At 65.6% G+C, this 26935-nt stretch carries 21 protein-coding genes; 14 read left to right on the top strand and 7 right to left on the bottom strand.

The window, feature by feature from the left end; translation table 11 throughout:
- Positions 1-68 precede the first annotated feature (68 nt).
- The 6 genes from PMI14_RS22750 to PMI14_RS22725 all read right to left on the bottom strand — a co-directional run bounded on the left by PMI14_RS22750 (position 69) and on the right by PMI14_RS22725 (position 7301).
- Positions 69-1181: a porin gene (locus tag PMI14_RS22750; RefSeq protein WP_007857762.1), complete on the bottom strand. Its 1113-nt coding sequence runs from the start codon at positions 1179-1181 to the stop codon at positions 69-71.
- Positions 1182-1231: 50 nt separating this feature from the next.
- Positions 1232-2542 (bottom strand): gallate dioxygenase, encoded by a 1311-nt coding sequence (locus tag PMI14_RS22745; RefSeq protein WP_007857761.1) that lies wholly within the window; start codon positions 2540-2542, stop codon positions 1232-1234.
- Between the two features lie 47 nt (positions 2543-2589).
- On the bottom strand, positions 2590-4290 hold the full coding sequence (locus PMI14_RS22740; protein WP_007857760.1) for a subtype B tannase: 1701 nt from the start codon (positions 4288-4290) through the stop codon (positions 2590-2592).
- A 61-nt stretch (positions 4291-4351) separates the two neighbouring features.
- Positions 4352-5386 carry a TRAP transporter substrate-binding protein gene (locus tag PMI14_RS22735; protein WP_007857759.1) on the bottom strand — a complete coding sequence of 345 codons (1035 nt, stop codon included), beginning with the start codon at positions 5384-5386 and terminating at the stop codon, positions 4352-4354.
- Positions 5387-5496: 110 nt separating this feature from the next.
- A complete protein-coding gene (locus PMI14_RS22730; RefSeq protein WP_007857758.1) occupies positions 5497-6819 on the bottom strand; it encodes a TRAP transporter large permease in 1323 nt (440 codons plus the stop codon).
- Positions 6816-7301 carry a TRAP transporter small permease gene (locus PMI14_RS22725; RefSeq protein ID WP_238541886.1) on the bottom strand — a complete coding sequence of 162 codons (486 nt, stop codon included), beginning with the start codon at positions 7299-7301 and terminating at the stop codon, positions 6816-6818. The genes PMI14_RS22730 and PMI14_RS22725 overlap by 4 nt, the downstream gene beginning before the upstream one ends.
- Positions 7302-7502: 201 nt before the next feature.
- Here PMI14_RS22725 and PMI14_RS22720 point away from each other — a divergent pair, with 201 nt between their 5' ends.
- From PMI14_RS22720 to PMI14_RS22700, 5 genes are all read left to right on the top strand, one after another.
- Positions 7503-8411, top strand: a complete 909-nt coding sequence (locus tag PMI14_RS22720) for a LysR family transcriptional regulator (protein WP_007857756.1) — start codon at positions 7503-7505, stop codon at positions 8409-8411.
- A gap of 259 nt (positions 8412-8670) precedes the next feature.
- Positions 8671-10341, top strand: a complete 1671-nt coding sequence (locus PMI14_RS22715) for a DUF1302 domain-containing protein (RefSeq protein ID WP_007857755.1) — start codon at positions 8671-8673, stop codon at positions 10339-10341.
- Positions 10342-10379: 38 nt separating this feature from the next.
- Positions 10380-11750 carry a DUF1329 domain-containing protein gene (locus PMI14_RS22710; protein ID WP_007857754.1) on the top strand — a complete coding sequence of 457 codons (1371 nt, stop codon included), beginning with the start codon at positions 10380-10382 and terminating at the stop codon, positions 11748-11750.
- A 121-nt stretch (positions 11751-11871) separates the two neighbouring features.
- On the top strand, positions 11872-13032 hold the full coding sequence (locus PMI14_RS22705; protein WP_081497375.1) for a photosystem II stability/assembly factor-like protein: 1161 nt from the start codon (positions 11872-11874) through the stop codon (positions 13030-13032).
- On the top strand, positions 13029-15428 hold the full coding sequence (locus PMI14_RS22700) for an RND family transporter (RefSeq protein ID WP_007857752.1): 2400 nt from the start codon (positions 13029-13031) through the stop codon (positions 15426-15428). The genes PMI14_RS22705 and PMI14_RS22700 overlap by 4 nt, the downstream gene beginning before the upstream one ends.
- A 396-nt stretch (positions 15429-15824) precedes the next feature.
- Here the strand turns inward: PMI14_RS22700 and PMI14_RS22695 are convergent, their stop codons facing one another.
- Complete coding sequence (locus PMI14_RS22695) at positions 15825-17111, bottom strand: MFS transporter (protein ID WP_007857751.1); 1287 nt, start codon at positions 17109-17111, stop codon at positions 15825-15827.
- Positions 17112-17325: 214 nt separating this feature from the next.
- Here PMI14_RS22695 and PMI14_RS22690 point away from each other — a divergent pair, with 214 nt between their 5' ends.
- From PMI14_RS22690 to PMI14_RS22650, 9 genes are all read left to right on the top strand, one after another.
- Positions 17326-18294: an ABC transporter substrate-binding protein gene (locus PMI14_RS22690; RefSeq protein ID WP_007857750.1), complete on the top strand. Its 969-nt coding sequence runs from the start codon at positions 17326-17328 to the stop codon at positions 18292-18294.
- A 13-nt stretch (positions 18295-18307) separates the two neighbouring features.
- Positions 18308-19333 carry an amidohydrolase family protein gene (locus PMI14_RS22685; RefSeq protein ID WP_007857749.1) on the top strand — a complete coding sequence of 342 codons (1026 nt, stop codon included), beginning with the start codon at positions 18308-18310 and terminating at the stop codon, positions 19331-19333.
- A 14-nt stretch (positions 19334-19347) separates the two neighbouring features.
- Complete coding sequence (locus PMI14_RS22680; protein WP_007857748.1) at positions 19348-20193, top strand: amidohydrolase; 846 nt, start codon at positions 19348-19350, stop codon at positions 20191-20193.
- A gap of 20 nt (positions 20194-20213) precedes the next feature.
- Complete coding sequence (locus PMI14_RS22675) at positions 20214-21194, top strand: tripartite tricarboxylate transporter substrate binding protein (RefSeq protein ID WP_007857747.1); 981 nt, start codon at positions 20214-20216, stop codon at positions 21192-21194.
- A gap of 39 nt (positions 21195-21233) precedes the next feature.
- The gene (locus tag PMI14_RS22670) at positions 21234-22241 is read left to right on the top strand and encodes a protocatechuate 4,5-dioxygenase subunit beta (protein WP_007857746.1); all 1008 of its coding nucleotides are present in this window, start codon (positions 21234-21236) and stop codon (positions 22239-22241) included.
- Positions 22238-23095: an HpcH/HpaI aldolase/citrate lyase family protein gene (locus PMI14_RS22665; protein ID WP_007857745.1), complete on the top strand. Its 858-nt coding sequence runs from the start codon at positions 22238-22240 to the stop codon at positions 23093-23095. Before PMI14_RS22670 ends, PMI14_RS22665 begins: the two co-directional genes overlap by 4 nt.
- A gap of 4 nt (positions 23096-23099) precedes the next feature.
- The gene (locus tag PMI14_RS22660) at positions 23100-24644 is read left to right on the top strand and encodes an acetolactate synthase large subunit (protein ID WP_007857744.1); all 1545 of its coding nucleotides are present in this window, start codon (positions 23100-23102) and stop codon (positions 24642-24644) included.
- Positions 24645-24670: 26 nt separating this feature from the next.
- A complete protein-coding gene (locus tag PMI14_RS22655; RefSeq protein WP_007857743.1) occupies positions 24671-25564 on the top strand; it encodes a hypothetical protein in 894 nt (297 codons plus the stop codon).
- A gap of 64 nt (positions 25565-25628) precedes the next feature.
- The gene (locus PMI14_RS22650; protein ID WP_007857742.1) at positions 25629-26765 is read left to right on the top strand and encodes an ABC transporter substrate-binding protein; all 1137 of its coding nucleotides are present in this window, start codon (positions 25629-25631) and stop codon (positions 26763-26765) included.
- Positions 26766-26935: the final 170 nt, after the last annotated feature.

Genomic DNA, 26935 nt, shown 5'->3' with positions numbered 1-26935 from the left:
CTGGACGTTGGAACAAAAAAAGCGCCGGGCCCATGCCCGGCGCCAACCTTGGAGTCATCCCTTTTTTATTAGAACGCGTGGCGCACGCCCACGGCCACGCCGCTTTGCGAGCCGCCTGCGGCAGGCGCGCCACCCGCGGCGGCATTGCTGACGGAGATGGCCAGCGCACCGTCGTTGGCGATGTGCCCGGCCGTGGCGTACACCGCCGTGCGCTTGGACAAATGGTAGGTGGCGCGCAGGGCCAGCAGCGTGGCCTGGTTGGCGCTGTTCTTGTAGTCGAGCTTGAACACCTGGCCGTCGAGCACCAGCACCGGCGTGGCGCTGTAGGCCGCGCCCAGGTACCAGAGGTTGCTGCGCCGTGTGGCGGGGGCGGCGTCGTTGTCGCGCGCGATCAGGCCGGCGCCGAGCTTCAAGGCATCGAACTTCGCCCAGCCGGCCACGGTGGAGCGGCGGTCCTTGAGGGTGCTGCTGGTCAGCCCTGCAAACGCGCCGGCGCCGCCACGGATCTCATCCACCGCCAGGGCCACACCCCAGGCTGCGGTGTCGTACTTGGCCAGCAGCGACCACTGGCGGCAGGCCGACTTGTCGGTAGCGGACTCTCCCGCGCAGTTGGTGCCTGAAGGGCTGGGACCGGCGTTGACGGCATCGCGTCCCAGGCTGTAGGTGGCGCCGGCGGTGAAGCCGCTGAACGTGCCGCGGTAGGCGATGGCGTTGTCCACGCGGGCATTGGGCAAATAGCTGTCGAGCGAGCCGGAGCCGAAGGCGCTGGGGCCGAGGATATCGGCGTCGAGCTGCGACCAGAACAGCATGGAGTACTGGCGCCCCAGGTTCAGGCTGCCCCAGTCGCCCGACAGGCCCACGAAGGCCTGGCGTCCGAAGGCCCGGCCGCCCTGGTTGTAGGTGCCGCTGTCCACGCCGAAGCCCGACTCCAGCGTAAAGCCGGCCTTGAGGCCGCCGCCCAGGTCTTCGACGCCGCGAAAACCCAGGCGCGAGGGTGCGCTGCCGGTTAGGCCCGGCATGCGGGTGAGGCTGCCGCCGTTGGCCGAGGCATTGGAAAGGTGCTCGACCGAGGCATCGAGCAGGCCGTAGATCGTGACGCTGCTGCCGGTGCCACTTTGGGCGCAGGCCGCGCCGCAGGCTGCGGCCAGCAGGCCCAGGGTGAACAGGGAATGGGTTTTCATCTTGGAGGTCTCCTCTTTCTTCAGGGTGGTGGTGAAAACAATCGGTGTACTCAGGTGCCGGTGGAGGCTGCCGGGGCGGGCGGCGCATCCCAGGCGAGCGCGCCGGCATCCTTGCCGGCCACGGAGTACAGGGCCTGGGTGTTGCGCGTCTGCTGGAAGGCTTCGAGCGATTCGCCGCGCATGGCGGCGTAGATGTGCAGGTTGGAGACGCCAACCACGGCGCCCAGCTTTTCCAGGAGGAAGAAGATCACCCCGTAGTGGATGAGGCCGCGCCAGTCGCGCTGGCGCACCAGGGTGCGTTCCACCTCGGTGAGCCCGGCGCGCCCATAGGCGACCTCCTCGTCGGCGAGAAAGGCCGCGCGCACGGCAGGCTGCACGAGCGCATGCAAAAAGCGGTTGAGCCGGTAGGCCTTGACGCTGCGCGCGAGCGTGAACGGGTGCGTGCCTTCCAGCGCCTCGGCCCCGGCCAGCTGCAGCTGCATGTGCGCGCGGTGGCGCTGCAGCACCGGCGCGGGCAGGCCGCTGTCGGCGGGCTCGTAGATGGCGGCGGCGATGCCGGTCATCGACGGCAGGTAGTAGCTGCGGTGCAGGCAACGCACCTGGGAGGCCAGCGCGCCGCGCATCACCAGCCACATGATGACCTCGGCCCCCTCGAAGCCGCCCAGCGCGGCGTACTCGGCATGGGTCATGTCGGCCAATTGCTCAGGATCGCGCTCGAACAGGTCGAGAAAACGCGCATCCCACTCGGGGTTGTTGAAGCCCGCACGCTCGCCGTGCACCTGGTGCGAGAGGCCGCCGGTGGCGACGATGGCCACGCGCAGGTCCTCGGGGTAGCTCTCGATGGCGCGGCGCAGGGCCTGACCGAGCTTGTAGCAGCGCCGCGCGCTCGGGATGGGGAATTGCAGCACCCCCATCTGCAGCGGCACCAGTTGCACGGGCCAGGCGGGCTCGTGCGGGCACATCACCGACAGCGGCGAGAAGCAGCCATGGTCCAGCCCCTTGTCCTGGAAGAAGGACATGTCGAACTCGTCGGCCATCAGCGACTGGCCGATGTGCGCCGCCAGGCCCGGGTGCCCGGCAATCGGCGGCAGATCGCGCGCACCGCCGCCCTCGTCGGCCACGGACCACTCTTCTCCCACGCCCAGCGAGAAGGCGCTGTAGTGGTCGAAGAAGAACGAGGTGACGTGGTCGTTGTAGATGAGCAGCAGCACATCGGGCCGCCGCTCGGCGATCCAGTCCTGCACCGGCGCGAAGGCCTCGAAGATGGGCGCCCAGACCGGGTCGGTGCGCTTGTCGCGGTCGAACGCGAAGCCGATGGTCGGGGTGTGCGAGGCGGCAATGCCGCCGATGATGGTTGCCATGGGAATGGGGCGGCCCCTGCGGGCCGCCAGGTCGTTGGGATTCGGGGTCAGGGGTTTGAATCGAGCTTGGCCTTGATCCAGGCGAAGGCCTCCTGCACGTCGTAGTTGCCGCTGTGCGGCACCAGGTAGGGCAGCTTGAAGCTGACCTCCTTGACGCTGGGGTCCTTGCGGATCGCGTGGTACAGCAGGGTCTGCATGGCGAAGGCCGTGTCGCGGTCGATCATTCCATGGCGCACGTACCAGTAGGGCGCGCTGTCGGCGCTGGTGTTCAGGTAGGCAATCGGGTTGATGAGCTTGATCTGCTGCGCCAGCGTGTTGGTGGCGGTGCTGGCCAGGTAGCTGGCCCAGGGCTGGCCGGTGTCGTCCTGGCCCGATGCGTCCTTGGCCTTGCTGTTGTTGTTCCAGCTCCACTCGGTGAAGTTGGAGTACTCGGCGGCGGCAGAGCCGAAGAGGTTGGTCTCGCCGCTGACGGCCGGGTTGCCCGTGACGCCCGCGGCATCGAAGGCCACCACGGTCTTGAGCTTGGTGATGGTGGTGACGAAGTTCAGGAACTTCGCGTAGTCGATGGCCGCCACCTTGGCGCTGGTGCCCGTGCCGGTCAGCGTGAGCCAGTCGTTGGGGTAGTTGCCCGTGGTGCCGCGCTGCGTGACGGTGAAGCTGCCGCCCAGCGGGGGCACGGCCGTGCCCCGGGCGATCTGGCGCTCGATCTCGTCCTTGAGCTGGGCCAGGGTGGCGTCGCGCAGGTTGGCGTCGGTCAGCGCCTTGCCGTCTTCGCGCGCCAGGCCCAGGCCGTTGAGGTAGGCCGGGAAGGCCGCCGCAATGGCGCGCGAGGCCGCCGGCTGCTGGCCCGCCGAGTAGGCCACGCCGTCGATTGCGCCGGTGTTGCCATCGCTGCGCAGGGCGCTGTACTCCCACTCGTAGCCCGCGTCGGCATTGCCCAGGTTGTTGATGGGGCAGTAGGCCACGGCGGCGAACACATCGTCCTTGAGCGTGCTGGCCAGCGTGGCGCCCGCGCCCGTGGTGCCGGCGGCACCGATCTCGGCCAGGTAGGGCAGGTAGTCGGCGCTGTTGCCACTGGCCGAGACGGCCGCCGTGAGCCCCCCGCCGCCGCTGGTGCCCGTGAGCACGATGCGCTCGGCCGAGCCGGGCATGCGCGCGTCGTTCAGGCGCAGGTAGCGGATGGCGGCCTTGGTGTCCACCACCGGCGAGGGCGCCTTGCCGGCCCAGCTGCCATCGGCGGCGCGCGCGCCACGGCTGCGCGTGCCCACGTTGGCCACGACGTAGCCGGCCTTCAGCGCCGCGCCGATGTTGTCGGTGTCGTTGGTGCTGGCGAAGGCCTGGCCTTCGTTGATGGTGGTGGCCACGGCGCTGGTGAACCAGCCGCCGTTGTTGACCAGCATGTACACGGCCTTCTTCTGGTCGCTGGCCGAGGCCTCCGGCACCGAGATGACCATGCTCTGGTAGGCGAACGTGTCGGCCAGCGTGGTGCTGCCACCGCCCAGCGTGGCCTGCGTGGCGGCCATGCGGATGGGCTTGGCGACATAGACCACCTTGTACTGGCGCACCTTCATGGCCACGCCGTCCACGGTGACATTGACCGTGGTGTAGCTGGCGGGGTCGAACTGCAGCGCGGCGTCCTCCGCGTCGGTGGGCGCGTCGTCGCTGCCGCCGCAGGCGGTGATCATGCTGGCGGTCGCGATGAGGGCCAGCGCGGACACCAGGGCGCGGCGTTTGAAATGGGTGGGCATGCGTCTTGTCTCCTGGCCCCGTGGAAGGGGCTTTGTTGTGGTGGGTGGAATGCGTTGCGGCTCAGCGGGCGGCAGCGTCCTGGTGCTTCTTGATCAGGGTCCGGGCGTCGTCCAGCAACTTGGCGCCGTCCAGGCCCTTGCCGCCCATCTCCTTGACCCAGTCGGCGGACAACTTGTCGCCCAGCCTTTTCCAGGCGACCAGTTCGCTGACAGCGATCACGTTGGTGGCGTTCCTGGCCGTGAGCTTCTTGCCCTCGGCATCGGCCTGCACGAAAGCCTTGCCGATCTGGCCCGAGAAGGCCTGGCCGGAGTTGTTGTCGATCACCTTCTTCAGGTCCGCAGGCAATGCCTCGTACTTCGCCTTGTTCATCGCGAAGATGAAGGTGGAGGTGTAGAAGGCGGCCTCGTGGCTGTCGGTCTCCGAGTGGTATTTCGCCAGCTCCTCGAGCTTGACCGACGGCACCACTTCGTAGGGGACAACGGCCCCATCGATCACGCCCTTCGCGAGTGCGTCGCCCACCTGCGGCACCGGCATGCTGACCGGCGTGGCGCCCAGCATCGCCATGAACTTGTTGGTCAGTCGCGTGGGCGCACGCAGCTTGAGGCCGCGCAAGTCGGCCATGGTACGCACCGGCTTGCCGGACATGTGGAACACCCCCGGGCCATGCACGTGGAATGCCAGCGGCTTGACGTCCTTGAACTCGCCCTGGCTGTGGACCTGTGCGTAGTCCCACAGAGCCTTGCTGGTTGCTTCGGGGTTTTGCATCATGAAGGGCAGCTCGAATGCCTCCATCGACGGGAAGCGTCCGGCGGTATAGCCGGGCAGCGTCCACACCACGTCGGCCACGCCATCGCGGACCTGGTCGAACAGCTGGGGCGGCGTGCCGCCCAGCTGCATCGAGGGGTAAATCTGGCACTTCATCCGGTCGCCGGATTCCTTCGCGATGCGGTCGCACCAGGGCTTGATGAACAGCGTGCCCGCGAAGGACGTGGGCGGCAGGTGGTAATGCACCTTGAGCGTGACCTCCTGCGCGGCCGCAGGGAGTGCGGCAGCAGCCAGGCCGCACAGGGCCAGCAGGTAGTGGTGCAGTTTCATGAGTTGTCTCCTTCTTTGTGGTGGCCTCGCGGCGGGTCGTCGGAAAATGCAGGCAACACGGCTCCCTCCCACCACCCTCAGGTGTGGTTTGAGCAGGGGACGCAGGGTTGTCAGGTCAGTCGGTGCACCAGCCACAGGGCCGTGGCGGGAAAGGCGATCAGCAGGCCCAGCCGCAGGCCATCGGTGACCAGGAAGGGCACGACGCCCCGGTAGGTCTCGGCCATCGGCACGTCGCGCGCCAGGCCGTTCATGATGTAGACGTTGAGCCCCACGGGCGGAAAGATCATGCCGATCTCGCAGACGGTGAGGATCAGGATGCCGAACCACAGGGCCTTGTCGGCCTGGCCGAGGCCGAAGAAATCCATGCCCATGATCACTGGGAACAGCGTGGGCACGGTCAGCAAGATCATGCTCATCTCGTCCATCACGCAGCCCAGCAGCACGTAGAACAGCATTACCCCGACCATGACCAGCATGGGCGATATCTGCAGATGCCCAACTAAATCGGCTAGTTGCGTCGGCAACTGCGACAAGGCGAGGGATGCGTTGATCATGTCGGCACCGATGAAGATCAGAAAGATCATGCCGCTAGTCTGAGCCGTGGTGCGCACCGCAGCAACGAACTTGCCGTAGTCCATTTCACGGCGCAGCAAGGTGATCGCGCATGTCAGCACATTGCCGATGGCCGCGCCTTCGGTGGCGGTGAAGAAGCCTCCGTAGATTCCGCCGAACACCACGACAAAGATTGCAATGATGGGCCAGACCTTCACAGCTGTGGCGAGCACCTGCGCATGCGGGACTGTCTGAGCTGCTGGGGCGTGCTGTGGGTTGACCCGCACAATGACGGCAATCGCCAGGATGTAGCCGACCGCAGCGATCAGCGCCGGCACATAGGCAGCAAGGAACATCTTGGTGATGTTCTGCTCGGTCAGGATGGCATAGACCATGAGCGTGACCGAGGGCGGCAGCAGCACGCCCATGGTGCCGCCGGTGGCCAGCGCCGCCGTGGCCAGCCGGCCCGAGTAGCCGATACGGCGCATCTGCGGGTAGGCCACCTGGGCAATGGTCGCGGTGGTCGCCACGGTGGAGCCGGAGATGGAACCGAAAGCTGCGCAGGCGAGCACGCCAGCCATCGCCATGCCACCACGGAAACGCCCCAGGAGCGCATTGGCAAAGTCGAACAAGGCCTTGGCCAGGCCGCCCTGCACGGCGATGGCGCCCATCAGCATGAACAGCGGGATCACCGACAGGTCGTACACCGACACGCGGCCATACACCGCGCCCTTGAGGTGGGCCAGCAGCGGCAGCCAGCCCGAGAGGGCCAGGTAGCCGAGGGCTCCGGGAATGAACATGGCAATGGCGATTGGCACGCGCACCGCCATCAACACCAGCATAGCGGCGAACATGGTGAGCCCTGTGGACATCGTGCTCATGCGGCGTCCTTGTGCGGCGCACGCGCAGTGCATTCGGCGAACTGGGCGATGCCGATGAGCACGCACAGCGCCAGCCCGGGGATCATCAGCGCGTAGGGAATCCACAGCGGCAAGTCCATGAGCATCGAGCGCTCTTGCGCTGCATGGATGTCGATGCCGCCCACGACGACCCGCCAGGTGATCAGTGCCAGCGTGACCGTGTAGAGGAGGATGCCGAAGGCGTCCATGCACCGCTGCGTGCCTTTGCTTACACCGCTCGTGAAGAAGTCCACCACGATGTTGGCGCGGCGAAACTGCGTGTAGGGCAGGAACGAGGCCACCACGATGGCGCCGCCCAATTGCACCAGCTCCACGTCCCCGAGGATGGGGTGCGAGAAGAAGGCCCGCCCGATCACGCTGGCGGTTGTCATGAGAGCCACGGCCATCAGCACGGCCGCGCCCACGGCGGCGCTGGCATCGCACAGGCGCTCTAGTCGGCGCATCGTGATCGACACGTGGAGTGTCTGTTCCTGCATTGGTCTTGTCTCCTGCTTCTTCTCGTTCTTCGGGTTGCCTGCACAACGATGTGCTGCAATCGCCGGACCTTGATCTGGTTCAAGCTTGGTTCGGAGTCTAAAAATTAGACTGGGGTGGTGGAAGATGCTGTGCGGGGGAGCGCGATAACCTGGGGCTATCATGGAAACATGAAGCTCACCAACCTGCGCGCCCTGGTGGCGGCCATCGAGGAGGGCAGCCTGCGGGCTGCGGGCAAGCGTCTGGGCGTGTCGCAGCCCGCGCTGACCAAGCTGATCCGCGAACTGGAGCGTGAGCTGGCCACCACCCTGCTCGTGCGCTCCACCACCGGCGTGGTGGCCACCGCGCAGGGCATGGTGATGTACGGTCGCGCGGTGGCCGCCGAGCGCGAACTGGCGCAGGCCGTGGAGCAGATCCGCCAGCTCGACGGTCACATGACTGGCGCGCTGACCATCGGCGCGGTGCCGCTGGCCGTGATGCTGCTGGTGCCTGAAACGCTGCGCACTTTTGGCAGTGCCTTCCCGGGCATCCAGCTGCGCATTTCGGAAGAGCTCTACATCGCCCAGCTCACGCGGCTGCGCAAGGGGGAGGTGGACATCGCGCTGGGGCCGCTGCCTCCCGAGCTACCGCCCGGAGAGTTCGTCGTGGAGACGCTGATGCCCATCACCATGGTGCCGGTGGTGAGGAAGGGCGACCCGCTTGCCCAGGCCGGCAGCCTGCGTGACCTGGCGCTAGCACCATGGGTTTACACCGGGGCTTCTTCCGACTCCGGCTATGCCAAAACGCTGTTTGAGTTGCATGGTCTCGCTGCGCCTCCTGCGGGAGCTCTCGTGAACTCCACGCTGGGCTTGCTGTCCATCGTTGCCAGTGGGAAATGCGTCGGTCTACTGCCACAACAGATCGCTGCACATCCGATTGCGACCCAGTACCTGGACACCATCCAGCTGGCGGAGGGCCCTTTGCGCCTGACGCTGTGTGCGCTGACGCGTACCGATGTGCACCTCAAGCCCAGCGTGCGCCATTTCATGGCGCACCTTCATCGGGCTGCCCACCATCTCGCGCAAGACGATAGCCTGTGAACCAAGGGCTGCGCGCCAAGACCTGTTCCGATAGTTGAGGCTGAGCCTTTACACCAGCTACGAGGCTGCGCCTGCCGCCTGCCGCCCCACGCTTGCTACGTGCGCATGCTCCAGGCACTGGCCGAAATAAAAGTGCCAGCGAATCTTCATTTTGTATAGAGGCGCGAATACGGCCAATCAATACAGTTACCACAGCTAGAAACGATCTCCCCGTGCCGAGGGAGCGCCTGGTCTATCGACATCAAAACAGGAGACAACTGTGGAAAAAACTGTGTGCAGTGGGCGCAAGCGCGCCCGCAAGGTGGTCAGCCCCCTGGCTGCCCTGATCATGACAACGCTGGGCGGCGGGGCCATGGCGATGGACCTCAATCCCGACGGCGAGTGGCAGATCCGCTGGGACAACACCGTCAAGTACAGCGCGGGTTACCGCCTCAAGTCCCCCGCATCCACGTTTATCGACCCCGTGTCGGTGCGAGCCAACAGCGACGATGGCGACCGTAGCTTCGGCCGTGGTCCCATCTCCAACCGGGCCGACCTACTCAGCGAGTTCGATGTCCAGAAAAATGGCTTTGGCCTTCGACTGAGCGCGGCGGCCTGGTACGACCAGGCCTACAACAGCCTCAACGACCACAACTCGCCCATCTCCGCCAATCGCGCCAGCGTTCCCTACAACGAGTTCACCCCGGGCACACAGAAGGTGGCCGGCCAGAAGGCCGAGATGCTCGATTGGTTCGTGTTCGGGCGCAACGACATCGGCGGCAAGACCCTTTCCTACCGCCTCGGTCAGCACTCGCTGATCTGGGGTACCAGCATGTTCTTCGGGATGAACGGCATTGCCAAGGGCATGGCACCGATAGACGTCTACAAGCTGAATATCCCCGGCACCCAGGCCAAGGAAACCACCATCCCCGTGCCTCAGCTGTCCTCCACGCTGCAGCTGACCGACGACACCAGCCTGGAAGGCTATGTCCAGTTCAAGTACCGGCCGACCCGCCTGCACCCTTCGGGCAGTTTCCTGAGCACCACGGACATGCTGGGCGATGGAGCCGAGCGCATGTTCATCGGCAACCCCACGGCCAACCGCTGCGGGAGCGCCAGCGTGCCAGTCGCGCAGCGCTTCAACAACTGCTATCTCGGCTACGCGGGCATGGACGAAGGCAAGAAGCGCCCGAACTTCGGCCTGGCGCTGAACACACGCAGTGAATGGCTCAACGCCGATCTGGGCTTCTACGCCATCAGCTACCGTGACACCTCTCAGATCATCCAGACAAACACCGCTGGTGGCACCTACCGGCTCATTGCTCCAACAGAACCCGTGCGTTCGGTCGGCATGAGCATGGCCAAGCTGGTGGGCGATGCCAACGTGGGCCTGGAGCTGTCGGCGCGCGACAAGCAGCCACTGGCGGTCAAGGAGGGTGTGGTCAGCCCCGCCGACCCTGGTTACGTGACGGGCCGCACGGCGCACATGAACTTGTCGTGGACGATGCTGGGTGGCAAGTCAGGAGCATGGGACGGCTACAGCCTGGTAGGTGAACTGGCTGCCAACCGCGTGATGGGCGTCGACGATGTGCGCACCGGCGTTGCGGGCCGCTACCCCGTCGGCACCGAGAAAGTCAATCTGGAAAAACGCAAGACCAGTGCCGGCATGCGCGTGATCTTCACCCCATCCTGGTACCAGGTGGCACCCGGCCTGGACATGAGCCTGCCGATCAACCTGGGCTGGTCCTTCCGGGGCAATTCGATGATTGACACGTCCTTTCCCTTCGGCGGCAGTCCCGAGCGCAGCGGTGAGCTGGTCCTGGGCGTCACGCTGGTCTATCTGAACAAGTGGACGGCCAATCTGTCCTGGATCAACTACCTGGGCAATGCGGCCCGCCAGCCCGTGCTGGACCGCGACTACTTGCGTTTCAGCCTGCAGACGACGTTCTGACAGGCAGTCCTAGAGAACAAAGCTTTCGGAGACATCCCATGCATTTCCCTTCCCTGAACCGCGCTGGCGCCATGGCCACTGCCAGCATGGCCGCCGCACTTCTTCTGACGGGGGCCGCAATGGCGGCACCCGAAGATGTCGCAGCATTGAAATCCGGCCCGCTGACTCCCTACGGGGCCGAGCGTGCCGGCAACAAGGACGGCACCATCCCCGCGTGGGACGGCAAGGCGCCCCCCGCCTCCGGCAGTGCGACCACCAAGCGGGCCGATCCCTTCGCTGCGGACAAGCCGCGCCTGACCATCACCGCCGCGAATGCCGGCGAACATGCAGCAGCGCTAACCGACGGCACTAAGGCCTTGCTGGCCAAGGTGCCCGGCTTCAAGCTCGATGTCTATCCCACCCGGCGCAGCGCCGTGTTCCCGCAGGCTATCTACGACCAGGTCCTGAAGAACGCCAGCCGTTCCAAGCTGGCTAACGACGGCCTCACGGTCGAAGGCTCCTACGGCGGCATTCCCTTTCCGGTGCCCAAGAATGGGCACGAGGCCATCTGGAACCACATGCTCAGCTACCGCGGGCAGGTGACCAGCTTCGTCGCCGACAAGTACGTGATGACCTCCGCAGGTGACCAAGTCCTGACGAGCCGCCAGCGCACCAACTTGATCTACCCTTTCTACGATCCGGCCGGCAGCCCCGAGCAGTTCAGCGGCGAGTGGGCGCGTGCGCGCATCGACATCACCGAGCCACCGGCCAACGCCGGCCAGGCCCTGATGACCATCGACTATGTGGACAACTTCGGCAAGCCCAAGGACGGCTGGCAGTACCTGCCGGGCCAGCGCCGCGTGCGCAAGTCGCCGTCGATTGCCTATGACACACCGGATGGATCGGCCGCCGGCTTGGCGAACTTCGATGATGTGAACCTCTTCATTGGCTCACAGGACCGCTACCAGATGAAGCTCCTGGGCAAGCGCGAAATCATCGTGCCCTACAACAACAACGCCCTCATGGCCAAGCCGGTCAAGGAGGTGGTGGGTAAGGGCGCGCTCAATCCCGATGCCGTGCGCTGGGAGCTGCACCGGGTCTGGGTGGTGGAGGCCACACTGCGCGATGGCAAGCGCAACACGGCCGCCAAGCGCCGCTTCTACCTGGACGAGGACACCTGGCAAGCCGTGCTGGCCGACAGCTGGGATGCGCAGGGCAAGCTGTGGAAGACCGGCCAGGCCTTCACGCTCGTGGCCGGCGACCAGCCGCTGGCCACCACGTTGAGCTATGCCTGGTTCGACCTGCTGTCGGGTGGCTGGGTGTTCGCCGGAGCCGTCAATGAAACGGGTGGCGTGAGCTACCGGCCGTTCGACGCCAAGCAGCTGAACAACTTCACATCGTCGGCGCTTGCCAGTGGTGGCGTGAGGTGAGCCCGCAGCCGTGCCCCGCATGCGCCGAGGCGAGCGAGTGCGAGGCGGCAGGATGGTTGTAAATGGCGAAGGCCCCCTTGGGGCGGGTCGCCGACGTAGCGAGACAGACAGGCGGCCGATGATGGATGCAGTTGGATTGAGGCGCCGTGCGGTGCTGCTGGGGACGGTGGGCGTCGGCCTGTTGCCCATGGCAGCCCGTGCGAACGAGCGCGTGGGGCGGGCGCTGGGCCTGCCGGCGGTGCAGGTGGCGCGGCCGACCCAGGCCGTCTTGCAGGCAGTGGCCCGTGCAGGCAAGCGGATGGTGGCGGTGGGCGAGCGTGGCCTGGTCATTTACTCGAACGATGGGGGCCAGAGCTGGGTGCAGGCTCGGGTGCCGGTGAGCTGCACGCTCACGGCGCTGCGATTCGCCGATGCGCAGCGCGGCTGGGCCGTCGGAAGCATGGGCGTGGTTCTGGCCACCGAGGATGGCGGCGCGAGTTGGCGCCGGTGTCTCGATGGCCAGACAGCGGCCCGGCTGGCTCTGCAGGCGGCGCAGGCACAGCTGCAGGCCAGCCCACCCGGCAGCGAGGCCATGGCCCAGGGCAATCTGCTGGTGGAGGATGCACAGCGCCTGGTCGCAGAAGGGGCCGACAAGCCGTTGCTGGACATTGCGCTCGGTGACGATGGCGCGCTGTGGGCGGTGGGCGCCTATGGACTGGCCTTCTCCAGCACCGATGGCGGGCGGGAGTGGCAATCGCAGATGCACCGGCTGCCCAACCCGGATGGCCTGAGCTACTACGGCCTGGTCTCCCGAAAAGGGGAGCAGTTGTTGTTCGGTGAGCAAGGGCTGGTTTTGGGCCGCCGCACCGGTGGCGTGAGCGGAAATTTCTCGGCCCAGCCATCGCCTTCCAACGGCAGCCTGTTTGGCGCGCTGGCGCTGCGTGAGGGGTCGCTGCTGATGCTGGGGCTGCGCGGCAAGCTGTGGCGCAGTGCCGAACCGGGCGATGCCTGGACGGCGGTGCAGACGCCCGTGGATGCCTCCCTGGTCGCGGGCACCCAACTGGCCGACGGCAGCGTGCTGCTGGTGGGCGCTGCAGGCCAGGTGCTGCTGAGCCGTGATGGTGGCCAGCGCTTTCACCCCCTGGCGCTGCCGCAGCGCTTTCCTTTCACGGGGCTGGCAGAAGCCGACGATGGCACCGTGCTCCTCGTCGGCATGCGTGGCCTGCTGCGATTGACGCCGGCCGAATTGACGGCCGCCGCATCTTCTTCTCCTTCTTCTTCCGTTAGGAAGTCCCCTGTATGAGCGTGGCGCTGCACACCGTGACCGACATTCCCTCGACCGAGAGCTTCGATGCAGACTCTGGCAGCCGGCTGGAGCGTGCGGTCTTCAACCACCGCGCATTCGTGCTGCTGGTCTGCCTTGTCTTGACCCTGGTGCTTGGGTGGCAGGCGACGCGAGTGGCATCCAACGCCAGCTTCGAGGGGATGCTCCCGCTGTCGCACCCCTACCTGCAAAATTACCTGGCCGAGCGCAAAAAGATCGTCTCGCAAGCGAACAGCCTGCGTGTGGTGCTGGAGCGCCGGGACGGGGGAAGCATCCTGGATGCAGATTACCTGACCCGGCTTAGGGCACTGAACGACGATCTGTTTGCCCTTCCTGGCGTGGTGCGTGGTCAGATGAAGTCGCTGTGGACGCCGTCCACCCGATGGACCGCCGTGACCGAGAGCGGCTTCGAGGGCGGCACGGTGATGCCTGACAGCTACGACGGGTCGCCTGGAGCGCTGGCGCGCGTGCGGCTGAACATCGAGCGTTCGGGAGAGGTCGGCCAATTGGTAGCCAGGGATTACCAGTCCAGCGCCGTCCTGGTGCCGCTGGCGGAGCGCGACCCGGAGACCGGGCTGGCACTCGACTATGCGCAGCTGTCAGAGCGTCTGGAGGCCTTGCGCGCCAAGCACAGCGACCACCGGCTGGAAGTGCGTATCACCGGCTTCGCCAAGGTTGCCGGTGACCTGATCGAGGGCCTGACCCAGGTGCTGCTGTTCTTTGCCCTGGCCGCAGCCATCGCCACGGCCGTGGTGCTCTGGTACACACGCTGCCTGCGTAGCACCCTGCTGGTGATGCTGTGCTCCATCATCGCCGTAGTGTGGCAGCTGGGCCTGCTGCCCATGTTGGGTTTTGCACTCGACCCCTATGCCGTGCTGGTGCCCTTTCTGGTGTTCGCCATCGGGATGAGCCATGGCGCGCAGAAGATGAACGGCATCATGCAGGACATCGGCCGCGGCATGCACCGCCTGGTCGCGGCACGCTTCACCTTCCGCCGTCTGTTCACGGCGGGCTTCACTGCGCTGGCATGCGATGCAGTCGGCTTTGCCGTGCTGCTGCTGATCGATATCCAGTCCATCCGCCAACTCGCCATCGTCGCCAGCCTGGGGGTGGCCCTTCTGGTGTTCACCAATCTGATCTTGCTGCCGGTGCTGCTGAGCTATACCGGGGTGAGCGCGGCGGCTGCGCGCCGTGCCGCCAGGGCAGAACACAGCGAGAATCCCACAAGCGCCTGGCTCTGGAATCTGCTGTGCCGTTTCACCGACCGGCGCTGGGCACAGGCGGCGATCGCCGTGGCCGTCGTGCTGACCGGGGTGGGGCTGTACCAGGCCCGCCTGTTGCAGATTGGCGACCTCGACGCCGGCGCACCCGAGTTGCGCCCCCAGTCGCGCTACAACCAGGACAACGCCTACCTGACCGCGCACTACGCCACCAGCAGCGATGTGCTGACCGTGATGGTGCGCACCAAGGAGCAGGGCGCCATGGCGCATGCCGTGCTGGAGCGCGTGGATGAGCTGGAGTGGGAGCTGCGCCAGGTCGCTGGCGTGGAGAGCACGCAATCGCTCGCGTCGCTGGCGCGCCAGACCGCCGTGGCGATGAACGAGGGCAACCCCCGCTGGTACGAGCTGCAGCCCAACCAGGGCGCACTCAACACGGCGGGCTCGCGCGCTCCCCGCCAGCTTGTCGACGCCGGCTTCTCGCTGCTGCAGGTGCAGGTCTACCTGGCCGACCACAAGGCCGATACGCTCAAGCGGGTGACCGCGGCCGTGGAGGATTTCGCCCGGCGCAACGACAACGAGGACGCGAGCTTCCTGTTGGCCGCGGGCAATGCGGGTTTCGAGGCCGCCACCAACGCCGTCGTCGAAAAGGCCAACCGCCAGATGTTGGTGCTGGTGTACGCAGCGGTCGTTCTGCTGAGCTACCTGACCTTCCGCTCCTGGCGGGCCGTAGCCTGCGCCATCATTCCGCTCGCCGTCACCTCGGTGCTGGCCGAAGCGCTGATGGTGCATCTGGGCATCGGCCTCAAGGTGGCCACGCTGCCGGTGGTGGCGCTGGGTGTGGGCATTGGCGTGGACTATGCGCTGTATGTTCTCAGCCTCATGCTGGTGCAATTGCGCGAAGGGGCCAGCCTGCGTGCCGCCTATTTCCACTCGCTGCTCTTCACCGGCCGGGTGGTGATGCTGACCGGCATCACCTTGGCCATCGGAGTGGCCACCTGGGCACTCTCGCCCATCAAGTTCCAGGCGGACATGGGGGTGCTGTTGGCCTTCATGTTCGTGGTCAACATGGTGGGCGCCCTGGTGCTGCTGCCGGCGCTGGCGCATTTTCTGCTCAAGCCGAAGCGGCCCACCGCGCTGCGCACACGGCACCGGTAGCCCCGGGACCTGGGCGTCCATCGCGCGCCCAGCCTCCATTCTTCGACCTCCTCCTGTGGCCCGCTCGGCTCTGCCGAACCCTTTTGCGCCGGGACTGCCTCCGGCCCCGCGCGCCCCGTTGCAGGGTGCTCAGGCAATGCATCCTGCGCGCAGAGCCTGTTTCGGCCTCTGAGGTCGCGCAAAGACCTTGTCGGGATGGGTGTCGGGCACGGCGCTGACCACCCGGCAAGGCGCGGGCCCGAGGGAGCGGGAGGGACGCGGGCCGATGAAGGGGGAAGTGCTTGGCGCCCTGGCTGCTTGCGTGGCACGGAATCTCGCCTGCCGGCGTTGCACCGTCGCTGATGGGGCCGGGACACTGCCATCTGTCCCAAGCCCGTTCCCAGTGGCTGCCTGCCCTCAGGACTGCAAGCGATCGCGCTGTGCCAGCGCGGGAAACAGCCGGGTCCAGAGCAACACGATGGCAAGGGTGCCTACCCCTCCCAGAAGGACGGAGCCGACGGGCCCCAGCAGGGCGGCGGTGCTTCCCGATTCGAACTCACCCAGCTGGTTGCTGGCGCCGATGAACACCGAGTTCACGGCGCCCACGCGGCCGCGCATCTCGTCCGGGGTTTCCAGCTGCACCAGGGACTGGCGGATCACCACGCTGACCATGTCTGCTGCGCCGCTGACGGCCAGTGCTGCAAAGGCCACCCAAAACGAGGCCGTCAACGCGAAGGCGATCATCGAGCAGCCGAACAGCGCCACGGCGCTGAGCAGGGCGCGGCCCACCCGCCGATTGATTGGCATGCGCGCGAGGCCCAGGCCCACGATCACCGCACCCAGCGCGGGCGCGGAGCGCAACATCCCGAGCCCTTCAGGCCCGGTGTGCAGGATGTCGCGCGCGAAGATCGGCAGGAGCGCGGTGGCGCCTCCCAGGAGCACGGCGAACAGGTCCAGGGAGATGGCACCCAGGACCACGGGGCGCTGCCAGATGAAGTGGATGCCAGCGGTCAGCTGGGCCAATCCAGGGGCTCGGCGCACCCGCTCCAGCGGCCGGTGCCGGATCGCCAGCACGGCGCTCACCGCGATGAGCAGCAAGGCCAACGAAACCGCATAGACCAGCGCAGCGCCCCAGTTGGCGCCAGCCTGGGCCACCGGCTGTCCCAACTGCGAGACCTGGGGGCCCAGCGCATAGAGGACGCCGCCCAGGGCCGGTCCGGCGATCACGGCGGCCTGCATCGATGAGCTGGCCGCAGCGACTGCGCGCGGCAGCAGGGCCGTGGGTACCAGTGACGGAAGCAAGGCCTGCTGCGAAGGCATCTGCAGCGCCCGTGCGGCGCCCAGCGCGATGGACAGCACCAGAATCATGTGGGAACCAATCCACCCGTGGAAGCAGGACAGGGCCAGGCACAGTGCAACCGCGCATTGCAGGCCCAAGCTGCCTGCAAGCAGCAGGCGACGATCGTGCTGGTCGACCAGATGCCCGGCGGGCAGGGTCAGCAGCAGTGCCGGAAGGAACTGCGCAAGCCCGACCAGGCCCAGGTCCCAGGCACTGCCTGTCAGGTCATACATCTGCCAGCCCAGCGCCACCATCAGCATCTGGTTGGCGGCCCCACCCGTCACGCGGGCGCCCAGAAGGCGCAGGTAATCGTGTTGCTCGCGCAGTTGCGCGCTGCCCGTGGAAGGGGTCGTGAAAGCGTTCATGCGCCGGAGTCTAGGACGCAGCGCGGTCATTTTTTCAGCGCCGGGATCCGTTGCCGGTGGATTCACCGGAAAGTACAAGCGAATCTGATTTTTGTAGATGTGCGCATCGGCGAGCGGACCCTAACCTTCAGTCTGTCAGAGCATGGTTCCACATGCCCCAAGGCGGTGGAGCCTGCTGCGCAGGCACCAACAGGAAAGTTCAAGGAGACGCACGTTGTCCAGCAAAAAAGTCCATCTCAAGATCGCCATTGCGGAGCATCCGCACACGTCGGCGATTCGCAACGGCAGCATTCCCATCGAGGGGGTGGATGCCGAAATCATCACCGTCAAGCCGCAGATAGGCGCCTTCCGCCGCATGGTCCGTGACGTCGAATTCGATGTCTGCGAGATTGCCCCCACCACTTACATCATCGCCCGCGCATACGGGGCACCGTTTGTCGCACTGCCCATCTTTGTGGTGCGTCGCTTTCACCACGCAGGCCTGCTGGTGCGCCCGGATGCCGGTATCCAGACCGCCAAGGACCTTGAAGGCAAGAAGGTGGGTGTGCGCGCCTACTCGGTCACCACGGGTGTCTGGACACGGCAGGTTCTGATCGAAGAATTCGGCCTGGACAACGACAAGGTCACTTGGGTAGTCGACGATGAAGAGCATGTAACGCAACTCAAGCTGCCGTCCAACGTGGTTCATGCCACACGCCCTTTGGCGGAGATGATGGCGGACGGTGAATTGGTGGCGGGCTTCGACGGCGCCGCCGGCATAGGTCGCACAGGCAACCCCACGGGCGGCTGGCAGGAGGTCGAGGCGAATTACCCCGACCTGCTGCCCAATGCCGCCGAGCTCGAAGCCGAGTACTACGCTCGCACGGGCATCTACCCGATGCACGGCACCATCGTCGTCAAGGACTCGGTGCTGGCCGAACACCCCTGGGTCGCCAAGTCGCTCTACGACGCCTTCGACAAGGCAAAGCAGGACTACCTGGCGCGGCTGGACGCTGGCGAGGCGAACAGCGCGACGGACAAGAAGTACCTGGAGTTGCGCAAGATCGTCGGCCACGACCCGCTGCCCTATGGCATCGAGGAAAACCGCAAGACCATCGAGGCCCTGGAGCAAACCGCTTTCAAGCAAGGCCTGACCCCGCGCCGCATGTCCATGCACGAGTTGTTCGTGGACCCCAAAGCCTGAACCGGAATCTCCCATGATCATCGATTGCCACGGTCATTTCACGACCGTCCCTGCTTCCTTTCGCGACTGGCGTGCCGCCCAAGTGGCTGCCGCCAACGATCCTGGCAACGCACCTCCGCTGTCGGGTGCCCATGTATCCGACGATGAAATCCGCGAAGGCGTCGGCAATGGCCAGCTCAAGCTGCAACAGGAGCGTGGCAGCGACATCACGCTGTTCTCGCCCATTGCCGGCCTGATGAGCCACCACCTGGGAAATGAGCGCACCAGCCTGGAGTGGGCCCGCATCTCCAACGACCTGGTGCGGCGTGTCTGCGACCTCTATCCGGACAACTTCGTTCCTGTGGGCATGCTGCCTCAGTCGCCTCTGGCGCCTCCGAAGAACTCCATCCCGGAGTTGAAGCGCATCGTCAATGAACTGGGCTTCGTCGGCGTGAACCTCAATCCCGACCCCAGCGGCGGGCACTGGACAGGCCTGCCGATGACCGACAAGAGCTGGTACCCGGTGTACGAGGCGCTGTGCGAACTGGACGTGCCCGCGATGATCCACGTCGCAGCCTCCTGCAATGCCTGCCACCATGGAACGGGGGCGCACTACCTGAATGCCGATACCTCGGTGTTCATGCAGTTGCTGCAGGGCGAGGTGTTCAAGGATTTCCCGCAGCTGCGCCTGGTGATCCCGCACGGCGGCGGCGCAGTGCCCTATCACTGGGGCCGTTACCGCGGCATGTCGCTGGAAATCGCCAAGCGCCCGCTGGAAGGGCTGCTGGACAACGTCTTCTTCGACACCTGCGTTTACCACCACCCGGGCGTCGAACTGCTGACCAAGGTGATTCCGACCAAGAACGTGCTCTTTGGCTCCGAGATGATCGGGGCGGTGCGTGGCCGCGATCCCGATACCGGCAACTACTTTGACGACACCAAGCGCTACATCGACCAGTGCGAAGCGCTATCGGAGGCGGATCGACACGCCATCTTTGAAGGCAATGCGCGCCGCATCTACCCGCGCCTGGACAAGCACCTGAAGGCCAAGGGCCTGTGACGGACGGAGTACCCATGAACATCATCGACATCCATCCCCACATCATCTCGGACGACGAGAAGCGTTACCCGCCAGCGCCGCTGTTCGGCAAGCGCTCGGACTGGTCCCAGGAGCGGCCCAGCACCGTCGAATCGCTGATCGCAGCGATGGACGAAGCGGGCGTCGCGAAGGCGGCGGTCGTGCACTCCTCGACCACCTACGGCTTCGACAACAGCTATGTCGTCGATGGCTGCAACCAGCACAAGGACCGGCTGGTGGCCGTGGGTTCGGTGGACATGCTGGCCGACGACGTGCCCGCCGTGATCAAGGGCTGGGCCGACAGGGGCCTGGCTGGCCTGCGCATTTTCACCGGCGGTTCGACCAAAGACTTTGACCCCAGCGAGCTGGACAACCCGAAGAGCTTCAAGGCCTGGGAGATGTGCGCCGAACTGGGTTTGCCGATGTGCATCCAGACCGGCCCCATCGGCCTGCCGCAGGTGCGCATGCTGGCCGAGAAATTCCAGAACGTGGCCATCATCCTTGACCACCTCGGAAGACCGGACGTGCTCGATGGCCCGCCCTACCAGAGTGCGCAAAGCCTGTTCGACCTGGCCGACCTGCCCAATCTCTACATGAAACTCACGCCGCGCATCTTCGGCGACGTGCAAAAGGACAAGGCCAGCGCCGAGACCTTCTTCCCGCGCGTGGTCGAGGCCTTCGGTGCGCAGCGCATGGCCTGGGGATCGAACTTCCCCACCTCGCCTGGTACGTTGGCGGAGATCCTGGCCACGGCCCAGACCGGCCTCGCCAGCCTGAGCGCGCAAGACCGCGACTGGATCTTTGGCAAGACGGCGCAACATCTGTATCCCGCGCTCGCCTGAAGCCTCACAGCGTCCACACCATGCAATTGATCCATCTTTCAAGAACCGCTGCCAGGGCTCTGGTGACCGGGCTGCTCGCCTGGAGCGTGATGGCGCAGGCCCAAACCTACCCCGCGCGTCCCATCACGGTGATCGTGCCGGTGCAGGCGGCGGCCACGCACGATGCCTTCATGCGGCTGATTTCGCCCAGGCTCAGTGCAGCCCTGGGGCAACCCATCGTCATCGAGAATCGCAACGGCGCCGGCCAGAGCATTGGCACCGAAGCCGTCTCCCGGGCCAAACCGGACGGCTACACGCTGCTGCTGGCGTCCAACGCCCCCTTCACCATCAACCCGGTGGTGTCCAAGGTCCGCTACGACCCGGTCAACGACTTCGAGCCCATCATCAACATCGGCCAGAACTCGCTGGTGCTGGTGACGAGTCCCAAGCTGCCGGCCAAGACGCTGCCCGAACTGATCGCCCTGGCGAAGAGCCGCAAGGGCGAGCTCAACGCCGCCAGCTCCGGCAATGCGTCCACCGGCCATCTGGCACTGTCGCAATTCAATCTGCTGGCCGGTGTGGATGTCGTGCATGTCCCCTACAAGGGCGGCCCTTCGGCGCTGAACGATGTGGCCGGCGGCCAGGTCTCCATGGCCTTTGCCGGTCCCACCGCCGTCCTGCCACTGGTCAAGCAGGGCCGCCTGCAGATGTTGGCCTATGCCGGCAGCAAGCGCTCTATGTTCCTTCCCGAGCTGCGCACCGTGGCGGAACAAGGCGTGCCTGGTTTCAGCGTCGACGTGTGGTTCGGCTTGCTGGCGCCAAAGGGCACGCCCAAGGACATCATCCTGCGCTTCAACTCCGAGGTTGCCAAGCTCGTCAAGGACCCCGAGATCGCCAAGAGGATGCTCGAGCTAGGCATCGAGCCGGGCACTTCCACGCCTGAGGAGTTTGCTGCGCAGATCAAGCGTGAGATCCCTGTCTGGCGTCAGATCGTCACCAAGGCCGGTGTGGTCGTCAATTGATGCTCGCCTCCATTTAACAAACAGAATTGGTAGAGACCCATGGCAAAAATCGTTTTCGGGATGGCGGTTCCACACAGCGGCATGCTGGGCCAGAAGCCCGAGGAATGGCTCCACAACGCCGAGCGCGACTTCAACAACCCGGAACTGTGGTTCCGCAACCGAACCTGGACCTATCCGGAACTGGAGGCCCATCGCGGCAAGGCCTTCGAGCAGTACCTCACGATCGAGGAACGCACGGCCCGCGCCGGCCGCTGCCGCGCGGCTCTCGATGTGATGGCCGCTGCCTACCAGCGCGCCAATATCGATGTGGCCATCATTCTCGGCAAGGACCAAAAGGAAATCTTTCCGCAGCTCTCGCCTTCCATCGCCATCTACAGCGGCAAGGAAGTGCACAACGGGCCGCCGCAGCGCAAGGTGTACGCGCCCGATCACCATGTCGTGCACCAGTGCCACCCCGAGCTGGCTGCCTACCTGCTCAAGGCCTTCCAGGCCCAGGGCTTCGACATGTGCGACCTGGAGGACTGGCCCGAGAACGTCTGGATGGAAAAGCAGATGAAGCAAAAGGCCGACTACCCCGTCGTGCCCCATGCCTACAGCTTCGTCTACCACCAGATCATGGGCGACAACCCGCCGCCGCATGTGCCGGTGCTGATGAATCTTTTCTACCCGCCGACGCAGCCGTCGATGGCGCGCTGCATCGAGTTCGGTGATGTGCTGCGCAATGCCATCGAGGCCTGGCCCGAAGACGTGCGCGTGGCAGTCATCGCTTCGGGCGGGCTCTCGCACTTCGTCAACGACGAGGAGTTCGACCAGGACATCCTCCAGAAGCTGGCTGGCTACGACTACGAGGGCCTGTCGGCCATACCGGATGGCTGGTTCCAGTCCGGCACTTCGGAAATCAAGATCTATTCGACCGTCATGAAAGCGCTGCAGCACACGGGTGCGCAGATGACGTTAGTCGACTACGTGCCCTGCTGGCGCACCGCTGCCGGTACCGGCGAAGGCATGGGCTTCATGTATTGGAACCCCGAGGAAGCAAAGAAATGACACAACGTCTGAACAGCATCATCAAGGCCTTCGAGGCCGGCAAGCCTGCCTTCACGGCCTTCTCCAAGCTCGACAAGTTCAGCGCTGCCGAGTTTGCCGATTCTCCCTACGACGGCGTCGTCTACGAGATGGAGCACAACCCCTACGACGTGTCGGCCTTGGGCGACGCCTTGCAGTACATGCTCAACCGCAAGCAGATCGCCGAGAGCGGATCGGTCGCACCCAGGGTGACGCCGTTGGCCCGCATACCGGCCAACGGTGTGGAGATGAACCAGAGCTTTGCCAAGCAGGTTCTGGACCGCGGTTGCTATGGCGTCATCTGGCCGCATGTGTCCACCGTCGAGCAGGCCTACAACGCCGTGGCATCGTGCCGTTACGCACGTCCCAAGGGCGCGCCGCTGTACGAGCCCAAGGGCGTGCGCGGTGACGGTCCGGCCAATGCGTCGCGCTACTGGGGACTGTCCATGGCCGACTACTACCAGAAAGCCGACGTCTGGCCCCTGGCGCCAGAGGGCGAACTCCTCGTGGGCCTGATGTGCGAAAGCCCCGAGGCCGTAGAGAACCTCGACGACATCCTGTCCAACGTGCCCGGCATCGGCTTCATCTTGATCGGAGAAGGCGACCTCAGCCAGGCCCTGGGTTTCCCGCGCCAGTACGAGCACCCCGAGGTGCAGGACGCGATGCGCCGCATCGTCGAAACCTGCCACAGGCACAAGGTGGTCGTTGGCAACCCGCATGTAACGGCCAAGAACCACAAGAAATTGCTGGACGAAGGCTACCGCTTTCTGATGGCCGCACCGACAAAGAGCTACGGCGTCGTGGGCCTGGCCCAGCAGGCTGCCACTTCGTATTGATGCCATGAACGGAGCTGAAAGCCTCGTCGCGACCCTGGTGGACCAGGGCGTCGATATCTGTTTTGCCAATCCTGGCACGTCGGAAATGCACTTTCTGGCGGCGCTGGAAAACCCGAAGATGCGCAGCGTGCTGTGCCTGTTCGAGGGGGTTGCCACGGGTGCAGCCGATGGCTGGTACCGGATGAAGGGAACACCCGCGTCCACCTTGCTGCACCTGGGGCCGGGCCTAGCCAACGGATTGGCCAACATCCACAACGCCAAGCGTGCCTCGTCGGGCATGGTCAACATCATCGGCGAGCACTCCACTTCGCACCTGAAGTACGACCCACCGCTGACCTCGGACATCGAAGGCCTGGCCCGGCCTCTGAGCCATTGGGTGCGGCGTGCCGACTCGGCCAATGCCATTGCGTGGGACGCCGCGCAGGCGGTGGCCAGGGCGTCCGAGCACCCGGGCCAGATCGCCACGCTGATCCTTCCAGGCGACACATCGTGGCAGGAAGCGGGCACGCCGGTGCTGCCCAAGCCGGCCGCGCCCCGGCGCAAGCTGCCCGATGCGGCGCGCATCGCGCATGTGGCCCGGGTGCTGCGCTCAGGGGAGCCTGCGTTGATCATCCTGGCCAACACGGCCACCCGTGGGATGGCGCTGCAGCGCGCCGGCCAGATTGCGGCTGCCACCGGCGCCCGCCTGGGTTCGCAATTCTTCACGGCCCGCATCGAACGCGGGGCTGGGCGGGTGCCGATCGAGCGCATCCCGTATGCCGTGCCGCAGGCGCAGGCTTTTCTCCAGGGCTTCAAGCACCTCATCACGGTGGAAACGCGGGAGCCCGTGGCTTTCTTCGCCTATCCGGACAGGCCCAGCCTGCTGAAGGCCGAAGGCACCGCGGTTCATCCCTTGGTGGAGGCCGATGAGGACAGCGAACTGGCATTCGACATGCTGCTCGAAGCCCTGGGCGCGACGGGCACCGAGGCGCTGCTGCAGCCCCGCTTGGAGACGTCGGTGCCTTCGGGCGCGCTCAACCCCACCAGCGTGGCGCATGCGCTGGCGGCGGCATTACCCGAGCACTGCATCCTGGTGGACGAGTCGCTGACCACCGGCCGGGAGTCCATGGGCCTGACGATGGGCGCCCGCCCCCACGACCTGATCAACAACATGGGTGGATCCATCGGCTATGCGACACCAGTGGCCACCGGTGCGGCACTCGCCTGCCCTGAGCGGCGCGTGTTCTGCATGGTGGGTGACGGCAGCGCGATGTACACGATCCAATCGCTGTGGACGCAGGCGCGCGAGGGCCTGAACGTGACCACCATCATCTTTGCGAACAACAGCTACGCGATCCTGAAGGCCGAGTACGCCAACATGGGGGCGGGTACGCCTGGCGCCCGTGCGCTGTCGATGATCGACATCGACCGGCCCCGCATCGACTGGCTCGCCATGGCCAAGAGCATGGGCGTGCCGGCGGTGGCGGTCGAGACCGCAGAAAGCTTCTACCAGGCCATGGTGAATTCCACCCGCGAGCCCGGTCCCTGCCTGATCGAAGTCAGGCTGTAAACATCTCCATCCGGAAGAGACACCACATGACCACGACCGACACCACGGTGCCGACGCTGCGCACGAACCTGGCCGACTACGCCGTCACCAAAGCGATGAAGGATGGACGCGTGAAGACCGACATCGTCCACCTCGACTACTGCGGCCCGACTCCGGCGCACAACGGCTTCAAGGCCATGGTGCGCGAAAGCAAGTTCGATGCAGGCGAGCTCGCCATCGTCACCTTTCTGCAAGCCAAGGCCTATGGCAAGCCCTATGTGATGCTGCCGGTGCCGATTTCCGGGCGCTTCCAGCACCACTGCGCTGGCTTCAACATCGAGTTTGGCGACATTCGCCCCAAAGACATCGAAGGCAAGAAGGTGGGCGTGCGCACCTACACGCAGACCACCGCGCTGTGGATCCGGGGCGTCCTGCGCCACGAGTGCGGCGTCGACCTCGACAAGGTGACCTGGATGACCCTGGGGGATGGACATCTGGCCGAGTACAAGGACCCAGAAAACTGCCAGCGCCTGCCTGCCGGCTCCTCGATCCCGGACATGATGATGGCCGGCCAGTTGACGGCGGCGCTGCTCGGCGAGGACATGCCCAAGGATCCCCGCGTGCGCACCTTGGTGCCAGATGCGCAGGCCGCAGCCAGGACCTGGTACGAGCGCGTGGGGATCGTGCCGATCAACCACATGTTCGTGGTGCATGCAGACCTCTCGAAGAAGCGGCCGGACATCGTTCGCGAGCTCTATCGCATGGTGGTCGAAAGCCGTGCACTGGCCGAAGGCGTGCCGGCGGTGTTCCCGCCGGTCGGGCTCGAGGCCAACCGCAAGGGCCTGCAGCTGGCGATCGACTGGGCGCTGGACCAGAAGATCATCCCGCACCGTCTGAGCGTCGACGAGCTGTTCGACGATGTCACCGGCGCACTGGGCTGATGCAAGTCCGCTCGCCCAGACTGTGATTGCCCGATAACCAGCGGCACCAGGCCGTGGAGATGCCATGAACAATCCCGCGGGGCCTGGCCCCATCGTCAGGTGGTTGGAACGGTGCCTGATGGCATGGGTGGTGCTGGGAACCCCCGCCCTGGCCCAGGACATTGTGCTGGCTCAGATCGGGCCGTTCACGGGCGTTCCCGTGCCGGATGCCCGGCAGATCAGCCAGGGCGCAAGGGCCGCAGTGGCCCATGTCAACCGTTCTGGCGGGGTGGCTGGGCGCAGGATTGCCTGGTTTGAACTGGATGACACGCTGTCTCCGGCGGTCTTTGCGGACCAGTTCGATACCGCCATGCAGCGCAAGCCCGTGGCTCTGATCTCGCCCTGGGGGTCGGGGGCGGTTCAGAAGATGCTGGGTGACAAGTTGCTCGACAGGTACGACCTCGTGGTCATGAATGTCGTACCTGGGTCGGATGCCTTTCGCAATCCTGGGCATGCCAGGCTGTTCCATGTGCGTGCAAGTGACCTGCAGAAGTTGAGCAAGATCGTCTTGCATGCACGCGCTTTGAGCATGCGCAAGCTGGCAGTGCTGTACCAGAACAACCCCGTGGGGGTTGCCGGGCTGGAAGACGTTGTCCGAGAAGCGGCGCGGATCGGCGGCATAGAGGTCAAAGGCGTTGCCGTGGCCTCGGAAAATCTGGCCAGTGGAGCGCGGGAGACTTTCGGACTCGGCGCAGACGGCGTATTGGTGCTGGGTGCTCCGCCGTTCGCCGCGTCGTCCGTAGCGCAGTTGCGTAAAGCCGGCGTGGGCCAGACCATCTTCCTGGCGGCCGACATGTCGCCGGAGTTTCTGATCCGGACCGCGGGGCACGAGGCGGCCCGCGGCGTCGGCATCGTGCAGATCTACCCCGATCCGAACAGCAAAACGGGCGTGCGCGAATTTCAGGCGGCGATGAAGGCCGCCTTCCCGGAGCTGGATGCATATACGCCGGCCCAGTTCGAAGGCTATGTCTCGACGCGCGTTGCGGTCGAGGGGCTGCGCCGCATCCGTGGTGACATCACGCCCGGCGCCTTGGCCAAGGCCTTGCAGACCATGGGGGAAATCGCGGTGGATGGCTATCGGCTCAATTTTGGCAAGGGCAATGCCGGCAGCCAGTTCGTCAACATTGCGGTGATCGATGCCAAGGGACGCCTGCGCTACTGAGAAGAGGCTCCCGGGTGGCTGTCGCCCGGGATTACCCGCTTGCCAGGGGGGCAGCCCTGGCCGAGCATCTTTACAACGCGTGCACCATTGCTATGCGCGGCGTCTTCTGCGTTCTTCTCCAACACCCTGCCATGCAGCCCGCTTGCGGTGCTGGGCCACGTGGCCTGAGG

It is taken from the genome of Acidovorax sp. CF316, from assembly GCF_000276605.1.
Taxonomy (GTDB): domain Bacteria; phylum Pseudomonadota; class Gammaproteobacteria; order Burkholderiales; family Burkholderiaceae_C; genus Acidovorax.
Note: the sequence above shows the minus strand (reverse complement) of the source record. Positions and strands in the feature narration are given on the sequence as shown.